The sequence below is a fragment of the Vibrio panuliri genome (assembly GCF_009938205.1).
Lineage (GTDB): Bacteria > Pseudomonadota > Gammaproteobacteria > Enterobacterales > Vibrionaceae > Vibrio > Vibrio panuliri.
The window spans coordinates 1,048,506-1,065,796 of sequence record NZ_AP019654.1; the positions used below are offsets into that span (position 1 = coordinate 1,048,506).

The following is a 17,291-nucleotide window of genomic DNA, read 5'->3' on the forward strand; positions in this document are numbered from 1 at the left end:
CATCGGCTATTGTTATAATAATCATTGAGTTAAGGTAATTTGGTTACCGTAGAGCGTTCAACGATTTCTGGATGCATTTCAAATACGCGTTTGTCATGCTCTTTGTCTTTAATGCGTTCAAGTAAGATTTCGAAGGCATTTTTACCAACACGACGTTTAGGTTGGTGAACCGTTGTCAGTGGTGGCGAGAAGTACTCAGCAAGCTCGATATTGTCATAACCAATCACAGACATATCTTCAGGAATACGGATACCTTTCTGTTGCAGACGACTCATTAGACCAAGGGCCATGGTGTCATTGAAACAGAAAATTGCTGTTGGGCGTTTATCCATCGCTGCGATTTTATCTGCCGCTAGCACAGCAGTATCACACTCGAAGTTACCTTCTAAGATCCAATCTTCATTTACTGCCAAGTTCGCTTCATTCATCGCGCGCTTGAAGCCTTGAATTCGTTCCTGACAGGCTGCTTTTTCAAAGTGACCGCTTAGACAAGCGATGTCTTTGTGACCATGATCGATTAGGTATTTGGTAGCAAGATAGCCACCTTCTTCCGAGTTATCGATGATCTTATCCGCTTGAGAACTCTCCGGACCCCAATCCATAACTACTTTTGGAATGTCTTTGTGGCGGTCCAGCATTTCACTCAGTTCTTCTGTTAGGTCAGAACACATCACCAAAATACCATCGACGCGTTTTTCAGCGAGCATGCGAATGTAATCGCGTTGCTTTTCGTAGATACCACCGGTATTACATAGGATAAGTGTGTAACCTTGGCGGTAGCAGTAGCTTTCTACACCATCGATGACTTCAGAAAAGAATAGGTTAGTTGATTGCGTCACCAACATACCAATTGTGCGGGTACTGTTGCACTTTAAGCTACGCGCAACAGCGCTTGGCGCGTAGTTTAGTTCAGTGACGGCTTCCATCACGCGCTCTTGAGTTGCTTCCGCAACAAAACGCGTTTTGTTAATAACGTGTGAGACTGTCGTGGTTGATACGCCGGCAAGGCGAGCAACATCTTTAATAGTGGCCATAAGGTATGATCCTTTCTATAGCTGCCACATGGCTATTCACATTTTTGAATAAAACTGGCAGAAAGTAATAGAAATACAAAAACCGCTTTTTTACAGCGGTTTGTACTTGTTTGGTCTTTTTATCGTTTGCGGCTTCGATTTTAGACCGCATCGCCGCCAGTAGCAAACGAAAAACCCGCTCTCATTTTATGAGAAGGGGTGTTATTCCTCTTCACCCACTAAATAGGCGCAATCCAATTCAAGGAATGCCACCAGCAGTGAGGCCACAGAAGAGTAAAAACCAAAAGCGTCGAGTGTTTGACTTTTCGCTGTGAACTTTGGCACCCAATTTAGAATGTGCTGACGAATAAACGCTTCTTGCTCGATCAACGCATCATTGAGGTGGCGCTCTTGCTCCAACTCATTTGAGCGAATAATCATATTGCCCAACAGATCAAGTTCAATTGCGATATGGTCAGCAGGCTCATTTAAGTCCTGATTTACCGCCACACCATGCTGAGTCAGTAGATCTTGCATTTGGTTTGCGGGTTCATCATGCAATAGGCCTGTCGTACCCACATACATAGAGGCGTACGGTAGTGCAGACTCTTTGTCTGATTTTAAGAACAAGTCACAAAAATCCGCTGCAAGCTCTAGTTGACCATCTTCGCGATCCATTTGTCTATTGAGCGCGTCCACCAATCGGTCAACCGCAGGTTTTAGGGTTGGGTTTTCACCTAGACCAGCAAGAAAGCCGCGGATTTCAGGGCTTTGATATTGTGCAAGCTCTGTTTCAGTCAGTTCTCTTGCGAACAGACTCGAAAACCACCAGTAAATCTCTGCACGTTTTTCATTAAACGCTTTTAATTCTTGCATCTAACAATGCTCCAAGTTTCAGTACTATTAATATTTTAGCGAACAAACATGAATAGCGATAACGTGTATTGTGAAAAAATGGGATAGAAAATGGAATATTGTTAACAGGTGGGCTAGGTTTGTCTTGAATCAATAAAAAATCATCTTTCTTGATTTTAATATAACAAATACTAGAAATGTTACGGTTTATGAATAGAATACTGTTGAAATTAATTCCCAATGTAAATTAAGTGGTTTAGATGAGCTATCACGTATTAGTAGTAGAAGACGACGCGGTCACTCGCAGCAAGCTAGTTGGCTACTTTCAAAATGAAGGTTACACGGTCAGCGAAGCTGAGAGCGGCGAGCAGATGCGCGACACACTACAAAATCATTCGATCGACTTAGTTATGTTAGACATCAATCTTCCTGGTGAAGATGGTCTGATGCTAACGCGCGAACTGCGTAGTCAATCGGACATTGGAATTATCCTGGTAACAGGACGCACGGATAGCATTGATAAAATCGTCGGTCTCGAAATGGGCGCAGATGATTACGTAACCAAACCGTTTGAACTTCGCGAACTGCTAGTGCGCGTGAAGAACCTGTTGTGGCGCATTTCTGCTGCTCGTAATGCAGGTAGCGTTGTTGATCAAAAGAACGACGCAAACATTGTTCGCTTTGGCGAGTGGATGTTTGACATTCAACGCCGTGCTTTAAGCCGTAACGGCGAACCGGTTAAGCTAACTAAAGCTGAGTACGAACTACTTGTGGCGCTGTCTTCTTACCCTAACCAAGTATTAAGCCGCGAACGCATTCTCAATATGATCAGCCACCGCGTAGATGCACCTAACGACCGTACCATCGATGTACTGATTCGTCGCATGCGCGCTAAGATGGAGTTTGATCCAAAGAACCCACAAATCTTTGTGACGGTTCATGGTGAAGGCTACATGTTTGCTGGTGATTAATTGACTGTATAAGTGTAAAAAAACCGAAGCTCAGCTTCGGTTTTTTTTTTGCGGCAAAGATTACCTACATCCCGCTACACTTTACTCTGTGAGGCTTCGATTGCGGTCTCTTCATAATCCGATGCCCAGTTGCGTAGCGTCTGCCAAATGCGTCCAAGAGTTTCGTGCCAGTATCGCTCGGTCTGCTCTAAGTAAATCGCTTTAGGCGTGTACTTACTCCAAAACTGATGGATTTCGGTTTGTGCTAAGTAGTTGGTCGGCGCAGGATAAGGGTTTAATCCAGCAGAGTGGAACTCATTGAGCGCCCGGCCCATATGGCTTGCAGACGTGACTAGTATCAACTCTTTCCGTTGTACAAAGGCTGCGGCTTGTCGAGCTTCTTCCCATGTGTCTTTTGCTGTCTCAAGCAGAATAATATCGGATTTTGACACCCCAAGAGCGAGAGCCACTTTTGCCATCATACGTGCATTGCTCACCTCAGTGCCGCCTGAATAGCCGGAGAGTATGAGCTTTGAACCCGGATAGATGCGCATAATGCGAATGCCTTCAGATAAACGCATCAAAGCGGTGCGGCTTAGTTCAGAGGTTGGGGGAATTTGGTCATCCACCACATGACCGCTACCCAGTACCATGACATAGTCAATCGACTTATCGACAGGTAAAAAGGCGGTATATTGGCGTTCTAGCGGCATCAATAAGCGAGAAGCGACAGGTTGGAAAGAGATCAGGAAGATGCCCACAAAGGAAAACAACACCACAAAGCAGCCTGTTTTCTGCTTGCGAGTAAACATAATTAACATTAAGCCCAAAAATCCGATGATCAGCATCGCTGGCAAAGGCATGAGCAAGGAAGAAACGATTTTTTTCAGCTCAAACATGATTAAATAGTCCGAAAAAACACCAGTTGATTATAAATTAAGATAATCCCTATTTATATCTGCCTTTCTTGTGACAGAATAGCAGTACCAAGGGGCTAATGGCCTTTTGAAATGATTTTTGCATTCGTTTGTCGCTTTTTTATACACGATAACCGCTGAGCGGGTAGTTTTTACTTAGTAAGCCAGCAACGTAATAGGAAGTGCAACAGACAATGCCCGAAGGGTTCGAACTCGGCGCCCCCGATTACAGAGTTTGACTCTGAAAGAGAGCTATTTGGGCTCAGAGTGACTAGGCTACAAACCTCTCGTCGCGACTAAAACGCTTTTTTGTTCGAACAGAATTTTCCACAAAAGGTCAGCAGACCTTTAACATGATAACCCAAGCCGCTGTGACTGAAGACCGCAATTTCGACGATATTGCCCACAAATTTGCAAAAAATATTTACGGTTCGGACAAAGGTGAGATTCGCCAAGTAATTGTTTGGCAAGATCTTGCACAAGCTTTGTCCATGCTCCAAAGTGACCAACAACGCCTGAACATACTGGATGCGGGCGGTGGTCTGGCACAAATGTCACAAAAAATAGCTAAACTCGGACACCAAGTAGCGCTATGTGACTTATCCTCTGAAATGCTTCAGCTAGCTAAGCAAGACATTGAGGCCAATGGCTTGCTTGAGAACTATCGTTTGATTCATTCTCCAGTGCAAGACATTGCGCAGCACATGCCAGCGCCTGTCGATTTAGTCATGTTTCACGCCGTGATGGAGTGGCTCGTTGACCCTAAATCTGCGCTTGAAACGGTGCTAGAGCAAGTTAAGCCGGGAGGCATTGCCTCGGTGATGTTCTATAACCATCACGGCTTGGTGTACAAGAATGTTGTTTGTGGCAACCTTCCACATGTGTTAGAAGGTATGCCGCATCGCAAGCGCTTTAAGCTTCAACCACAAAAAGGCCTAGTGCCACAAGACGTGTATCAGTGGATTGAAGAGGCAGGTTTTAACATTTGTGGTAAGTCAGGCATTCGTTGTTTCAGTGACTACATTGGCAACCGAATGAACATGGGCGATTACCAATTTGAAGATGTGCTGGCACTTGAAGAGAAACTATGTCGACAAGAGCCGTACCTCTCATTAGGCCGATACATACATGTATGGGCACAAAAGAAAGATAAACAGGAATAACAATGAGTGAGATGACTCTCAATGTTGCCGACCAACCTATCGATGAACTGGTAGGTTGGGTAAAGCAGCACGATTTCTCATTGAACCTAACCAGCGAAAGATTGGCTTTTCTAATCGCCATTGCAGTGTTAAGCAATGAAAGGTTTGATGAAGAATTGGGTGAAGGTGAACTCCATGATGCGTTTACTATCGTCACTCGATTATTTGAAGAGACCGGTGAGGCGTCGGCGTTCCGTGCCAACAACGCCATCAATGAAATGGTCAAGCAGCGCCTTATCAGCCGCTTTACCAGCGAAATCACCGATGGCGCAAGCATTTACCGTTTGTCACCGTTAGCAATTGGGATTACCGATTACTACGTACGTCACCGCGAGTTCTCGAAACTTAAGCTTTCGATTCAATTGTCGATGGTGGCCGATGAAATGGCGAAAGCGATAGAAGCGGCGCAAAAAGGCGGTACTGCGGGTCACTGGAAAAAGAACGTTTATGGCGTGTTGAAATACTCGGTGGGTGAGATTTTCGATCAAATCGACCTTAACCAACGCGTGATGGATGAGCAGCAACAATCGGTCAAACTGCAAATTGCTGAACTGTTGAACAAAGATTGGCGCGAAGCGATCAATAACTGTGAAGCGCTGCTCTCTGAAACATCAACAACACTGCGTGAATTGCAAGACACCTTGCAAGCGGCTGGTGATGAGTTGCAAACGCAGATCCTCGACATCCAAGAAATTGTCTATGGCGATGATGAGCTTGAGTTTATTGAAGAGACGCTGTTTGGCCTACAGATGAAACTGGACCGCATTACCAGTTGGGGTCAACAGGCGATCGACTTGTGGATCGGTTACGACCGCCACGTGCACAAGTTTATCCGTACCGCAATCGATATGGACAAAAACCGTGCCTTTAGCACTCGTCTGCGTCAATCACTCAAAGACTATTTCGACATGCCTTGGTACTTAACTTATGCCGATGCAGAGCGTTTGATCGACTTGCGTGACGAAGCCCTAGTGCTGCGTGACGATGAGGTTACCGGTCAAGTGCCGATGGAAGTGGAATACGAAGAATATCAACAAGTCAATGATGAGCTATCCGAAAGGATCGGTGAGATGCTTAAAGCTCATAAAGAGCAGGGCATGCCTATCGACCTTGGTGTGGTACTACGCGACTACTTGTCTGCCCACCCACGAACTCATCACTTTGATTTAGCGCGAATTGTCGTTGATCAAGCGGTAAGACTTGGCTACTCCGAGTCGGATTACCAAGCTGTTCAGCCAGACTGGCAAGCGATTAACGAATTTGGTGCAAAGGTACAAGCAAATGTCATCGACAGATACTAACGAATACATGTCAGAGAATCTGGCAAAAGCAATCTCAAATCCGCTCTTTCCTGCGCTTGATAGCATGTTACGAGCAGGTCGTCACGTATCAAGTGAAGATTTGGACAACCACGCACTGCTGGCGGATTTTGAAACTGAGTTAGCGCTGTTTTATCAGCGTTACAACACTGAACTGGTAAAAGCGCCGGAAGGCTTTTTCTATCTGCGCCCGCGCTCAACGTCGCTGATTAGCCGTAGCGTGCTATCTGAGCTTGATATGCTGGTGGGTAAGGTATTGTGTTTCCTATACCTTAGCCCTGAGCGTTTGGCTCACGAAGGTATTTTTACCAATCAAGAACTGTATGAAGAATTGATTCAACTGACCGATGAAACCAAGCTGATGAAGTTGGTGACTAACCGTGCTACGGGGTCAGATCTGGATAAAGAAAAACTATTTGAAAAAGTTCGTACCTCGCTACGCCGTTTGCGTCGCCTTGGCATGATCATCAATATCGGTGAGACCGGTAAGTTCCGCATCAGCGAAGCGGTATTTCGTTTTGGTGCCGATGTTCGTGTTGGCGATGACATGCGTGAAGCGCAACTGCGTTTGATCCGTGATGGTGAAGCGGTTGTGCATACCCAAGAGCCAAGCCAAGGCAGCTTGTTGACCGATGATGAGCAACAAGACACGGAACTTGACGTAGTCGCACACGAAGAAACAGAGGGCGAAGCATGATTCAACGCGGTAAATATCAATCGCTGACCATGATCAACTGGAACGGCTTCTTTGCTCGTACATTTGATATCGATGGTCTCGTCACCACACTATCTGGTGGTAACGGTGCGGGTAAGTCGACCACCATGGCGGCGTTTATCACAGCACTTATTCCTGACCAAACACTACTTCACTTCCGTAACACCACAGAGGCGGGCAGCAGCCAATCGTCTCGCGATAAAGGTCTTTACGGTAAATTGCAGCCAGGTGCGTGTTATGCAGCGCTAGATGTAGTGAACTCACGTAACCAACGTCTACTGTTCGCGGTTAAACTGCAGCAAGTGGCGGGTCGTGATAAGAAAGTCGACATCAAACCTTTCGTTATCCAAGGTTTACCAAGTGACGTTAAGCCATGTGATGTGCTGATTGAAAGCGTATCTGAGACGCAAGCGCGCGTACGTCAAATCAACGAAGTGAAAGAGAGCATCGCCAAGTACGAAGGCGTGCAATTCAAAGCATTTTCTTCAGTGGTAGATTACCACGCGCAAATGTTTGAGTTTGGCGTGATCCCTAAGAAGCTACGTAACTCTTCCGATCGCTCAAAGTTCTACCGCTTGATCGAAGCCTCGCTTTACGGTGGTATCTCTAGTGCGATTACGCGTTCACTGCGCGACTACCTACTGCCACAAAATGGCGGGGTAAAAAAAGCATTCCAAGATATGGAGTCGGCGCTGCGTGAAAACCGCATGACGCTAGAAGCAATCAAAACCACTCAGGCTGACCGTGATCTATTCAAACACCTGATCACTGAGTCAACCAACTATGTAGCGGCTGACTACATGCGTCACGCCAATGATCGCCGTAACAAGCTTGATCAAACGATGACTCTGCGTGGCGAACTGTTTGGTTCACGTCAAAGCCTGATTGAGCAAAATTCATTGCTAAACCGCGTTCACGAAGAACTTGAAATGCTGGTGGAAAGTGAAGCGGCACTTGAGCAAGACTACCAAGCGGCATCTGACCACTTGCAGTTGGTGCAAAATGCACTGCGCCAACAAGAGAAGATCGAACGTTACCAAGAAGATCTAGAGCAGCTAAGTGAGCGCCTAGAAGAGCAGTTGATGGTAGTGGAAGAAGCACAAGAGCGCGTTCTGATGGCTGAAGAGCAATCAACGGTTGCTGAAGAAGAAGTTGATAGTCTAAAAACGCAACTGGCTGATTACCAACAAGCGTTGGATATGCAGCAAACTCGTGCACTGCAATATCAACAAGCGGTTCAGGCACTGGAAAAAGCTAAGCAACTGCTAAGTAATGACGCTCTAACTGCAGAATCAGCGCAAGCTTTGGTTGCTGAATTAAAGCAGCGTGAAGCAGACAGCACCACCACACTACTTGCGCTTAAGCATAAGCTTGATATGTCGTCGGCAGCAGCGCAGCAATTTGAGACCGCGCTTCAACTGGTGACGAGCATTGTTGGTACGGTTGAACGCAGTCAAGCGGCTGAGCAAGCGAAAAGTGCGATTGCACAAGGCCGTGAAGCGAAGCAACTGAATGACAATGAGTCGCAGTGGCGCGCTCAATACCGTGACCTTGAGCGTAGCTTAAATCAGCAACGTCAAGCACGTGAACTCGTGCAAGAGTATCAAAAGCAGCACCATGTCGAATTGGCAGATGAGCTGAGCTTTGAACAAGAGCGCGAGCGTCATAGTGCGCAAATTGAATCACTTGAATATGCGCAAGAAGAATTGCGCGAACAGCGCAGTGAACAGCGCCGTTTAGAGCAAGATGCTGCGGCTGAAATCGCTAAGTTTGAAGCCATTGCACCAACTTGGATTGCCGCCAACGATGCACTAGAAAACTTGCGTGAGCAAAGTGGTGCAGAGCTGGTTGATAGCCAAGCGGTTATGAGCCAAATGCAGCTTGTGCTTGAGCAAGAGAAGCAACAGTCAATTGCCAAAGATAAGCTGGCTGAACGTCGTACGTTCCTAGATGGTGAAATCGAACGCCTAGCATCGCCTGGTGGTTCAAATGATTCACGCTTAAAAGGTTTGGCTGACACCCTAGGCGGTGTACTGCTATCTGAAATTTACGACGACATCACGATTGATGACGCGCCGTACTTCAGTGCGATGTACGGTCCGGCTCGTCACGCGATTGTGGTATCCGATCTGTCTGGCATCGAAGAGAAGCTGGTTGAGCTAGATGATTGTCCAGAAGATTTGTACATCATTGAAGGCGATATCGATGCCTTTGATGACAGCTCATTCAACGCAGAAGAGTTAGAAGGCGCAGTGTGCGTTCGTCTCAACGACCGTCAAATGCGTTACTCACGTTTGCCGGAGATTCCATTGTTTGGTCGCGCAGCGCGCGAGCAACGTTTGGAACTGCTGCGCTCTGAGCGCGAAGAAGTGGTGGAAGAGCACGCTAAAGCGGCATTCGATTCACAGAAACTGCAGCGTCTGTACCAAGCGTTCAATAACTTTGTAGCTAAGCACATTCAAGTGGCGTTTGAAGCGGACCCTGAGCAAGCTCTGCAAAAAGTGCGTGATAAGCGTAACCAATTTGTTCGTCAGCTTGCCGAGCTAGATGGCAAAGAGCAGCAGCAACGTGCCCAGCTACTGGGTAGCCGACAAGCCATTGCACTGCTTGATAAACTAGCGCCAACCATGCGCTTTATCGAAGATGAAACGCTAGAAGCACGTTTCGCTGAAATCGAAGAGAAGCTTACTCAAGTCTCTCAAGCGAAAGCGTTCCTAACGCAACATGCCAAAGCGCTAGAGTCACTAGAGAAAGTGGCGGGTGCGCTTGATGCTGACCCTGAGCAATTTGAAGCGCTAGAAGCGGAATACCAAGCGGCTGACCTACAGTTGCAAACGCTGAAAACCCAGATCTTTGCCTTGTCTGATTTGGTAGAGCGTCGCCACTATTTTGCTTACTCAGACTCAGTGGATTTATTGAGTAAGAGCAGTGAACTTAGTGAGCAGCTAAAAGCAAAATTGGTCCAAGCGGAACAGCTTCGTACTCGCAGCCGAGATGAGCTAAAACAGTCGCAAGACCAAATGAACCAATACAACCAAGTATTGGCATCATTAAAGAGCTCACACCAAGCGAAACTGGAAACGGTTCAAGAGTTTAAGCAAGAGCTGCAAGAGTACGGCGTAACCGCTGACGAGGGTGCAGCAGAGCGTGCGCAGCGTCGTCGTGACGAGCTAAATGAGCGTCTACATACATCTCGCAGCCGTAAGAGTGAGTACGAGCGTACGATCACTTCAACTGAGCTGGAAATGAAAGCGCTGGCTAAGCGCATGAAGAAAGTTCAGAAAGATTATGCAGAGCTACGTACTTTCGTCGTGGCAGCAAAAGCGGGTTGGTGCTCAGTATTGCGTCTTGCGCGTGAAAACGACGTTGAACGTCGTCTACACAAGCGTGAACTGGCTTACATGTCAGCGGCTGAACTGCGTTCAATGTCAGATAAATCATTGGGTGCATTGCGTCTTGCTGTGGCAGACAATGACGACCTACGTGATTCACTGCGTCTATCGGAAGATACCGCGCATCCAGAGCGTAAGGTTCTGTTCTACATTGCTGTTTACCAACACCTACGTGAGCGTATTCGCCAAGATATCATCCGTACCGATGATCCGGTTGAAGCGATCGAAGAGATGGAAGTGGAGCTAGCGCGTCTAACAGAAGAGCTAACGCAACGTGAAAACCGTCTCGCGATCAGCTCTGACTCGGTTGCAAGCATCATCAAGAAGACGATCCAGCGTGAGCAAAACCGTATTCGTATGCTAAACCAAGGCTTGTCGAACATCTCGTTCGGTCAAGTGAAAGGCGTGCGTCTAAACGTGAAGATCCGCGAAAGTCACGAAGTGCTACTTAACGGTCTAGCGGCGCAGCAAGAGCAACATAAAGACTTGTTTGAAACGACGCGCTACACCTTCTCTGAAGCCATGGCGAAGTTGTTCCAACGTGTGAACCCACACATCGATATGGGGCAACGTTCACCGCAAGTATTGGGTGAAGAGCTACTGGATTACCGTAACTACCTAGAGTTAAGCGTAGAAGTAAATCGTGGTTCTGATGGTTGGCTACAAGCGGAATCGGGCGCACTTTCAACGGGTGAGGCGATCGGTACTGGTCAGTCAATCCTATTGATGGTGGTGCAAAGCTGGGAAGAAGAATCCCGTCGTCTGCGCAGTAAAGACATTATCCCATGTCGCCTACTGTTCTTGGATGAGGCGGCTCGTCTCGATGGTAAATCAATCTCGACGCTGTTTGAACTGTGTGACCGTCTGGATATGCAGCTTCTCATCGCCGCACCAGAGAATATCAGCCCAGAGAAAGGTACCACTTACAAACTGGTTCGTAAGGTATTTAAAGACCACGAACATGTACACGTAGTGGGGCTGCGTGGCTTTGGTCAGACAGACCAAGCAAAAAGCGAAGTTCAAGAGTTGATGGAAGAACTCTAAGCTAGATTAAGAGTCATTAACTTCCGTTCTTGGGACTATGAAGACCGTGCCGCTATTTCAGCCGCACGGTTTTTTTTATCTTGTGTCATTGAATGTATTGGTTGCCGTCATATAAAGTGCAAGATGAATGCGAAATTGTTATTGATATTCTTAAGAATAATACATTTGTCAAAGGCAAGATATTTTAGAATCGGTCCACAAAATTTCTCGACGGGGACGATTGAGTAGAGTGGACAATAGTGCGGTATTAATAAAGGGGTGTCATGACACAGACTAAAATGCTGATTGTTGAAGACGACATAAAGCTTCAACAGATGCTTAAGGAATATTTTGTTGCGAAGCAGTTTGAGGTTGCAACACTTGACGATGGCAGCCAAGCGGTAGAAACCATAGTACAAACTCAACCGGATATTGTGCTACTAGACTTGATGCTTCCTGTCATGGATGGACTGACAATTTGCCGACAGATACGCAGTTTGTATCGCGGTAAGCTACTTATGCTAACCGCGAGTGATGACGACTTTGACCATGTCGCAGGGCTTGAAACTGGCGCTGATGATTATGTCACCAAACCAATTAAACCAAGGGTGTTGCTCGCGAGAGTGAGAACGCTGCTTCGTCGCAACGCAGAGCCTATGAGTTCTGAAGAAGATGAGCACCAACTGGTCTTCGGAGAGCTTTGCTTAAACCGACGGTACAAAAAATGCGAGTTGTCATCGAGTTTAGTGCCATTGACTGACAGTGAGTTTGATTTGTTGTGGCTATTAGCGAGTGATCCAGACACGCCTCTGTCTCGTGACTATTTAACCCAAACCATTCGTGGCATTGAATATGATGGCATCGACCGTACTATTGATAATAAAGTCGTGCGTCTGCGCAAACTGTTAGGAACTGACAAGTCAGGGCAGGAGAGAGTACAAACCATTCGCGGACAAGGCTATTTGTTTGTTTCAACGGCTTGGGCCTAGCCAACGCTAGGTTGCTCTCAAATCGTTGATTAACATTAACCACGCTTGAGAAAAGAACGATGCGACGGATTTATATTGAGTCTATTTTGGGGGTTTGTCTGTGCTTCCTTGCCAGTTTAGCGCTATATGAGGTGATTGTTTTTAAGTTCAACACCGATGATGAAATTGTATTGGCGCAATATGAAGCGGAAGCGTTTCAACATGTCATTGATGGTATCGCTGTTAGTCAAGGGGTCGAGTCGGCAGAAAAAGCGCTTGCCCACTACGCGCAAGGCTCTAAAAACGTGCTGACAATTTATCAAGAGCAGGACGAGAAACCGCAGTTTGTAAAAGACTACCGACAAGATTTCCCATTAAAACAAGCATTTCTTGACTATGACGAACTGTGGCTAACACTGACCGGTGGCAACAACTGGTATCGTATTAGCCCGGATATAGATCAGCAGGTCTATCAACACATTGACTTAGAAGACAGCTTGATTTGGTTGTTCTTTGTGTGCGGATTTGTACTCTACAGTTTTTGCCACCTTTTCATCATCTTCCGTCGAGTGAAACAACTCGAGCAAGCCACGATACATTTCTCAAAGGGCGACTTTTCTTACCGTGTTGACACCTCAAATGGGGCGACGTTGGGGCGCTTAAATCACGCGTTTAATCATATGGCAGATAAAGTTTCTCAATTGATTGACGCCAACCGCTCACTCACCAATGCCATTGCCCATGAAATGAGAACCCCAATATTCCGGATTCAATGGCAAGCAGACCTGCTACGAGAGACACCAATGAGCGACCAGCAGCGGTCAAAGCTGGATAGTATCGTTGAAGATACTGAAGAAATGGAAATGATGGTCGATGAGTTGCTCTACTATGCGCGACTGGACAGTGGTCGCTGTCAGTTAACACTTGAAACGATTGCTGTTGAACCGTTTATTACGGACTTAATCGCTCGCTGGCAGAGCGAAACAAAACTTCAACTCGGTGTGAAATGGCGTTGTGCGGATGCCGAGCAATCGAGCATTGCGCTGATCGCAGACCGTCGATTATTCAAACGTGCGCTTGAAAACTTGGTTCGAAATGCCTTTAAGTATGCATCAAGTCAAATCGTCATTGAGTTGGTAGAAAATGAGCGCCAGCAACTAGGAATAGCTGTGCATGACGATGGACCCGGCGTGCCGTTTGAGCAACGTGAACATCTGTTTGAACCCTTCTACGTAGGAAATAAAGCGCGTAACAAAACTCAGAGTGGTCATGGTCTTGGCTTGTCAATTGTGGATAAAATCTGCATCCAACATGATGCCCATGTGGAGGTCGAGGATAGCCCGTTATTAGGTGGGGCTATGTTTACTATGGCCTTTAATTTTGTCACTGAATAGCTGACAAACTCATACAGTAAAACTGCAACGATATGGTGATAATAGCCAGCAAGTGTTGAGAATTAGGGGATAGACTGTGTTCAAAACTGTGATGACTGTGACGTTGAGTTGCTTACTAGTTGCCTGTGCGGGAATGAACCCAAATGTGGGTGAAACGACCACCGATAGAGCGTGGAATGTCGGTGATTTTTCGACCGCTTATACCACAGCCAAACCGTATGCAGAACAGGGACAACCGTGGGCACAACTCAGGTTAGGTATCTTTTATGCCAATGGCTGGGGCGTTGAAAAAGATGCTTCTCAAGCCGTTGCATGGTACCAAAAAGCATCAGTGCAAATGGCTGAGGGGGATTGGGCCGAAGGAAAAACGGTCGGAGCGACCGGTAAAACGGGCTACTTCAATCAAAATAGCGATGCTTTGATTGCTAAGTTCAACTTAGCTGAGATGTACTTTCGCGGTGAAGGTGTCGCAAAAGATCTAGACAAGTCCTTATCGTTGGTTGAAGAAGTGATCGCTCAGTCTAATGGCAAACCAGTGTTTTTCTGTTGCGAGTTCTCCGAGCCAAGATATTTTAATCCCCCCCAGTTTGAAGCGTTAAAAGCCAAGATATTGGCTCAGAAGTCAGCACTTCAATAATACTTAGTCATTTCAAGGTGCTTGGTTCAGCGAGAGTTGTTTTGTTTGCACACAAAACAACGCGCCTGTTGTGTGCAAGTCACTGAGTATATAAGCACCTCTTCATTTACTGATATTAAATAAGCAATTTTATACGTGTTATATCATTGCTGGAAAAGTGTGGCTGTTATTTGGTGTGTTAGATTGATTGGCGGTATTGCTGATTAAATTTTTAATGTTTTTTGCTAATTATAATTTAATTTTTTGGATGAATTTAAATGCGTAAGGTTTTGTTTTCTATTTTGGTGAGTTTGATTTTATTTGGTTGTGGTTCTCTACGATTCACAACCGTAAAATTAGTGGAAGCTGATCAGTTTACTTTGTGCGATATGGCTTATAACTCGCAAGAAGCTTCAACGCAAAGAGATGCGCGACTTGAACTAGAAATGCGAGGCAGAGACTGGCAGGCATCAACCTGCCAATACAATGCTATGAATGAAAAGAATCGCCGTGAGCAGAGCAACGCTCCTGTACCTATGATGATACATGATCCGGTTTGGGATGAGCGAGCAAAAGCATACGAAAAAAATAAAAGTGGCACGGTGTCAATTAATAGTCCCCAAAAAGCTAACGATGAAATCGAAATAGATAGCGACAAAATTAAGCAATGGCTAGGGCTGTAATTATGAAAAAAATTATTTTAATTAGTGCAAGTTTACTGGTGTTAATAGCTTGCGCAAGCAATGACTACACGATGAAATATAAATCGGAATGTTCATTTGATATGGAGGGAGACCAGCCGCTTACTTTTTATGTGAACGGTAATATTGCCACATTAAGTGGTGTTGTTTGTGATGGTTCACCGGATGCGTTTACCAACATGATGGATGAAAACCCTAATATTACCGACTTACTATTTAAGAGTATTGATGGTTCTGCTGATGACGAGGCGAATATTGAACTCGCATACATGGTACGTGAAGCTAAGCTTAACTCGCAAATTCGTCACAATGGACACATTGCCTCCGGGGGAACAGATTTATTTTTAGCGGGGGTGAAACGTTCCGTAGAAGAGGGGGCGAAAATAGGCGTACATAGCTGGGCTGGAAGTGATGGTATGCAAGGCGATGAGCTGCCAAGAAACCACAGTGAGCATCAGCGCTACCTAAACTATTACCGTGCAATGGGGATTGATACCGAGTTCTACTGGTACACATTGCGTGTCGCACCAGCCTCAGGGATGCACTATATGAGCATGTCTGAACTGCGTCAGTATGGATTTATAACCCACTAACTGCGTTTATAGTGGTTGGTTTTTGCTTACCACTATCGAGAGCATAGCTCTTATTCTGCATAAGGAATCATCGTTGTGAGAGTTTTACTGTTTTTGTGTCTTCTGGCTTCCAACTCTTGGGCTAGCGTAGAGAGTGTTAGTAATGGCAGTTTGACATTGAACCTTCATTTCCAAGAATTTGGACGTTTCGATAAGCAACGATATATCGATGCAGCAAACCAATGGTTGAGTATTGTTAAATCGGTAGAGGGAAAGCCCCATCATTCGATAGACGTAGATATCTATGTCACTAGTGATATCAACCATGATGGTGAGGCGGGTGTGTTGGAAACAGAAGTTGTTGGCGGAGTAGAGATCCCGATTCATGGAGAGATGGTATTGCATTCACGTACGCACAATAGTGAGTTCGATTATGAGAATGCTTACACCACGGTTGTTCACGAGTTAGGACATGTGTTGGGTGTCGGTCAAACAACAGAAAAGTACATTCAGCGAGTTGATGCACTTAATGGCCCTGCTTTTTGCAAAGAAAACAGTAAGGCGCTTGCGTGGTATAACAAACTCTACCAAAGGAATTATCCTTGCTTGCGCTTTGCGGAGTCGGGGCACCTCTATGACTTCGTGCTTGCTGATGATCCTGAGCGTGACAACGACCGCCAAGGGAGAGAAATTCCCCCGATGACTAACGAGGTGATGGCGAACGGCTTAGAAATCGGCATTATCACCACCGCATTGTTGGATGATATTGGATACGTGGTGGAGTATTAACGATGAAACGCTTGATTCCGATACTTATTTTTAGCGGTTCGGTTCATTCGATAGAGATGCTCTGTGAGAACAACTACCAGCTTCAGTTTGATATCCCTGAGTTGCCTGCTGAGCCAAGCAGTGGCTTTCATGGCACCATTTCGGTGGGTGGCAGAGTGGCACAGGAGCTGATTTTTACCACCAATGAACTCGGCAGCACGTATCGTTTTAAGGCACTGCCTAGCGCAGCAGTCGTTGAGCAGTTAAAGCAAGGCGGAACAGGCGTAATTGAGTTTGAAGAGACATTGAATTACTTCAGCTGGAAAACTTATCGAACCCAGTTTCCAATTGAATGCAGCGACATAAAACGTAGTCAATAACGTGTTTGTGCGTGCCTAATATCCGTTAAATTACCAAGGAGAGCTTCGTGAAGACGCTAATCATAGTCAGTATTCTCTGTACACTGGCGGGTTGCGCGGGTAACCGCAATGAGCCGAGGGATATTCCAGACCCAGATACGACGTCGGCAACTGACGATCTCGGTGGGGTGATTGGATGTGCGATTGTTATCGCTACAGACTCACCAAGAGGGGATTGCTAGCAAATCTGGTATTTCCTGCTTTGAGTAATACCCCCATTTAAGCTCGCAATGGGGGTATTAGTCACTAATCTTCTTTTTCTGCGACATATTCTAGAATGTCGCCTGGTTGGCATTGTAAGTGATTGCAAATGCTTTCTAATGTTGAGAGTTTGACGGCTTTTGCTCGACCATTCTTTAATACCGACAGGTTTTGCTCTGTGATACCGATACGTGCTGCCAGCTCGTTAGAGCGCATCTTACGTTTCGCGAGCATCACATCTAAATTGATAATAATTGGCATAGGTA

The 17,291-nt window shown here is 46.0% G+C and carries 17 protein-coding genes; 13 read left to right on the forward strand and 4 right to left on the reverse strand.

The features are described from left to right. Positions 1 to 29 precede the first annotated feature (29 nt). Together purR and torD are read right to left on the reverse strand one after the other, a co-directional pair. On the reverse strand, positions 30 to 1,034 hold the full coding sequence (gene purR, locus GZK95_RS04800) for an HTH-type transcriptional repressor PurR (protein ID WP_075709130.1): 1,005 nt from the start codon (positions 1,032 to 1,034) through the stop codon (positions 30 to 32). Between the two features lie 201 nt (positions 1,035 to 1,235). After that, entirely contained in the window at positions 1,236 to 1,889 is a 654-nt protein-coding gene (gene torD, locus GZK95_RS04805) for a molecular chaperone TorD (protein WP_075714058.1), read from the reverse strand. 239 nt (positions 1,890 to 2,128) lie between these two features. Between torD and torR the strand changes: the two genes are divergently transcribed. Next, positions 2,129 to 2,839 (forward strand): two-component system response regulator TorR, encoded by a 711-nt coding sequence (gene torR, locus GZK95_RS04810; RefSeq protein ID WP_075709132.1) that lies wholly within the window; start codon positions 2,129 to 2,131, stop codon positions 2,837 to 2,839. A 74-nt stretch (positions 2,840 to 2,913) separates the two neighbouring features. Here the strand turns inward: torR and elyC are convergent, their stop codons facing one another. Then, positions 2,914 to 3,717: an envelope biogenesis factor ElyC gene (elyC, locus tag GZK95_RS04815; protein ID WP_075714056.1), complete on the reverse strand. Its 804-nt coding sequence runs from the start codon at positions 3,715 to 3,717 to the stop codon at positions 2,914 to 2,916. Between the two features lie 389 nt (positions 3,718 to 4,106). Here elyC and cmoM point away from each other — a divergent pair, with 389 nt between their 5' ends. From cmoM to GZK95_RS22070, 12 genes are all read left to right on the forward strand, one after another. Next, complete coding sequence (gene cmoM / locus GZK95_RS04820) at positions 4,107 to 4,898, forward strand: tRNA uridine 5-oxyacetic acid(34) methyltransferase CmoM (protein ID WP_139312663.1); 792 nt, start codon at positions 4,107 to 4,109, stop codon at positions 4,896 to 4,898. A gap of 2 nt (positions 4,899 to 4,900) precedes the next feature. Next, entirely contained in the window at positions 4,901 to 6,238 is a 1,338-nt protein-coding gene (gene mukF / locus GZK95_RS04825; protein ID WP_075709135.1) for a chromosome partition protein MukF, read from the forward strand. Further along, a complete protein-coding gene (gene mukE / locus GZK95_RS04830; protein ID WP_075709136.1) occupies positions 6,219 to 6,953 on the forward strand; it encodes a chromosome partition protein MukE in 735 nt (244 codons plus the stop codon). Before mukF ends, mukE begins: the two co-directional genes overlap by 20 nt. Next, positions 6,950 to 11,407 carry a chromosome partition protein MukB gene (mukB, locus tag GZK95_RS04835; protein WP_075714054.1) on the forward strand — a complete coding sequence of 1,486 codons (4,458 nt, stop codon included), beginning with the start codon at positions 6,950 to 6,952 and terminating at the stop codon, positions 11,405 to 11,407. The genes mukE and mukB overlap by 4 nt, the downstream gene beginning before the upstream one ends. Before the next feature lie 263 nt (positions 11,408 to 11,670). Next, entirely contained in the window at positions 11,671 to 12,375 is a 705-nt protein-coding gene (locus GZK95_RS04840) for a response regulator transcription factor (RefSeq protein ID WP_075714052.1), read from the forward strand. Positions 12,376 to 12,434: 59 nt separating this feature from the next. Then, the gene (locus GZK95_RS04845; protein WP_075714050.1) at positions 12,435 to 13,748 is read left to right on the forward strand and encodes a HAMP domain-containing histidine kinase; all 1,314 of its coding nucleotides are present in this window, start codon (positions 12,435 to 12,437) and stop codon (positions 13,746 to 13,748) included. Positions 13,749 to 13,824: 76 nt separating this feature from the next. After that, complete coding sequence (locus tag GZK95_RS04850) at positions 13,825 to 14,385, forward strand: tetratricopeptide repeat protein (RefSeq protein WP_075714048.1); 561 nt, start codon at positions 13,825 to 13,827, stop codon at positions 14,383 to 14,385. A gap of 257 nt (positions 14,386 to 14,642) precedes the next feature. Continuing rightward, positions 14,643 to 15,047, forward strand: coding sequence for a hypothetical protein (locus GZK95_RS04855; protein WP_075714046.1), 405 nt, complete (start codon positions 14,643 to 14,645; stop codon positions 15,045 to 15,047). A gap of 71 nt (positions 15,048 to 15,118) precedes the next feature. Continuing rightward, positions 15,119 to 15,658, forward strand: coding sequence for a COG3904 family protein (locus GZK95_RS04860; protein ID WP_225623996.1), 540 nt, complete (start codon positions 15,119 to 15,121; stop codon positions 15,656 to 15,658). A gap of 75 nt (positions 15,659 to 15,733) precedes the next feature. Then, positions 15,734 to 16,426, forward strand: a complete 693-nt coding sequence (locus tag GZK95_RS04865; RefSeq protein WP_075714044.1) for a hypothetical protein — start codon at positions 15,734 to 15,736, stop codon at positions 16,424 to 16,426. 2 nt (positions 16,427 to 16,428) lie between these two features. After that, on the forward strand, positions 16,429 to 16,785 hold the full coding sequence (locus GZK95_RS04870; protein ID WP_075714042.1) for a hypothetical protein: 357 nt from the start codon (positions 16,429 to 16,431) through the stop codon (positions 16,783 to 16,785). A 47-nt stretch (positions 16,786 to 16,832) separates the two neighbouring features. Next, positions 16,833 to 17,006: a hypothetical protein gene (locus tag GZK95_RS22070; protein WP_225623995.1), complete on the forward strand. Its 174-nt coding sequence runs from the start codon at positions 16,833 to 16,835 to the stop codon at positions 17,004 to 17,006. Between the two features lie 64 nt (positions 17,007 to 17,070). Here GZK95_RS22070 and GZK95_RS04875 read toward each other — a convergent pair whose 3' ends face one another. Further along, positions 17,071 to 17,286: a helix-turn-helix domain-containing protein gene (locus tag GZK95_RS04875; RefSeq protein ID WP_075709145.1), complete on the reverse strand. Its 216-nt coding sequence runs from the start codon at positions 17,284 to 17,286 to the stop codon at positions 17,071 to 17,073. Positions 17,287 to 17,291 lie beyond the last annotated feature (5 nt).

Excerpts from the sequence above, each read along its gene's own strand:
- purR (WP_075709130.1), bottom strand. The coding sequence starts at position 1,034 with ATGGCCACTATTAAAGATGTTGCTCGCCTTGCCGGCGTATCAACCACG.
- torD (WP_075714058.1), bottom strand. The coding sequence starts at position 1,889 with ATGCAAGAATTAAAAGCGTTTAATGAAAAACGTGCAGAGATTTACTGG.
- torR (WP_075709132.1), top strand. The coding sequence starts at position 2,129 with ATGAGCTATCACGTATTAGTAGTAGAAGACGACGCGGTCACTCGCAGC.
- elyC (WP_075714056.1), bottom strand. The coding sequence starts at position 3,717 with ATGTTTGAGCTGAAAAAAATCGTTTCTTCCTTGCTCATGCCTTTGCCA.
- mukF (WP_075709135.1), top strand. The coding sequence starts at position 4,901 with ATGAGTGAGATGACTCTCAATGTTGCCGACCAACCTATCGATGAACTG.
- mukE (WP_075709136.1), top strand. The coding sequence starts at position 6,219 with ATGTCATCGACAGATACTAACGAATACATGTCAGAGAATCTGGCAAAA.
- mukB (WP_075714054.1), top strand. The coding sequence starts at position 6,950 with ATGATTCAACGCGGTAAATATCAATCGCTGACCATGATCAACTGGAAC.
- GZK95_RS04840 (WP_075714052.1), top strand. The coding sequence starts at position 11,671 with ATGACACAGACTAAAATGCTGATTGTTGAAGACGACATAAAGCTTCAA.
- GZK95_RS04845 (WP_075714050.1), top strand. The coding sequence starts at position 12,435 with ATGCGACGGATTTATATTGAGTCTATTTTGGGGGTTTGTCTGTGCTTC.
- GZK95_RS04855 (WP_075714046.1), top strand. The coding sequence starts at position 14,643 with ATGCGTAAGGTTTTGTTTTCTATTTTGGTGAGTTTGATTTTATTTGGT.
- GZK95_RS04860 (WP_225623996.1), top strand. The coding sequence starts at position 15,119 with ATGAAATATAAATCGGAATGTTCATTTGATATGGAGGGAGACCAGCCG.
- GZK95_RS04870 (WP_075714042.1), top strand. The coding sequence starts at position 16,429 with ATGAAACGCTTGATTCCGATACTTATTTTTAGCGGTTCGGTTCATTCG.
- GZK95_RS04875 (WP_075709145.1), bottom strand. The coding sequence starts at position 17,286 with ATGCCAATTATTATCAATTTAGATGTGATGCTCGCGAAACGTAAGATG.